Here is a 1,149-nt window from a genome sequence, read left to right as displayed (position 1 = left end):
CGTAAGCACCCCTGTCAAGTAGACATCGGTTGATAGACGATCGGAGCAAGGGTTAGCCGGGGCATGAATTGCACCGGCGGGAGGCCACCCAGCGATTCATGCGGGCGGTACTGGTTGTAATCGACCAGCCATTGATCGGTAATCGCCTGGACCTGCTCAAGGTTGGCGAACAGGTGCGCGTCGAGCACCTCGGTTCGATAAGTTCGATTGAAGCGCTCAATGAAAGCGTTCTGATTTGGCTTGCCCGGCTGGATATAGCGGATCGCGATGCCCTTTGCGCTAGCCCATTGGGTGAACGCCTCTGAGATCATCTCCGGACCGTTATCCAGGCGTATTGCGTCAGGCGGCCCATAGCAGTCGATCAAACGGCTCAATACCCGAATGAGGCGTGCAGACGGGATGGACACGCCTACCTCGATGGCCAAGCACTCCCGGTTCGCCTCGTCGATCACGTTCAGAGTGCGAAACCGCCGGCCGCAGTAGAGAGCGTCATGCATGAAGTCGAGCGCCCAACAACGATTAGGCTCTGTGGCCAGATCCAGCGGCTGTCGCGGTCGGTCGGGAAGCCGCTTTTTGCGGCGCCGAGGCAAATTCAGACCCATGTCGCAGTACACCCGATGAACGCGCTTTTTGTTCCAGCCGCGACCGTCGAGGCGCAGCCGGGTGAAACACTTCCAGAATCCCCAACGCCCATGCCGGGTCACAATGGCATTGAGAGCATCAATGACTTGGGAATCCCGCTCAGATGCCGGCATTGGCTTCTTGTAGTACGCCGCCCGCGATAGGCCGGCAATCTGACAAGCGCGCGTGATTGAGAGCTTGGCTTGCACCAGCTGTCCCACCACTTCGCGCCTGGCCGACGGCGTCAGGATTTTCGATTCAAGACATCCTTGATCGCTGCATTCTCCAGCGCCAAGTCGGCAAACATGCGTTTGAGCTTGGCGTTTTCAGCTTCCAGTTCGCGCAGCCTCTGCAACTCGGAAACTTGAACGCCGGAGAACTTGCTCTTCCAAAGGTAATACGTGGCGTTGCTGATGCCGTGTTTGCGGCACAGCTCGGCGACCGGCATGCCGGCTTCGCCTTCCTTCAGAACAGCAACGATCTGGCTCTCGGTAAATCTGCTTTTCTTCAAGGGAATCTCCAACTCAG

1 protein-coding gene is annotated in these 1,149 nt (G+C 58.0%); it reads right to left on the bottom strand.

Annotated elements, in window-relative coordinates; translation table 11 throughout:
- Positions 1-14: 14 nt before the first annotated feature.
- A protein-coding gene (locus tag WBR68_RS31330; protein ID WP_370641308.1) for an IS3 family transposase occupies positions 15-1,132 on the bottom strand; the annotation gives its coding sequence in 2 pieces (ribosomal slippage) (positions 15-883 and positions 883-1,132; 1,119 coding nt in all).
- Between the last annotated feature and the right edge of the window lie 17 nt (positions 1,133-1,149).

Origin of the sequence: Achromobacter sp. JD-1 (assembly GCF_038594925.1) — a bacterium.
Classification (GTDB): domain Bacteria; phylum Pseudomonadota; class Gammaproteobacteria; order Burkholderiales; family Burkholderiaceae_B; genus Achromobacter; species Achromobacter spanius_C.
This window is presented reverse-complemented; position numbering and strand designations above follow the sequence as displayed.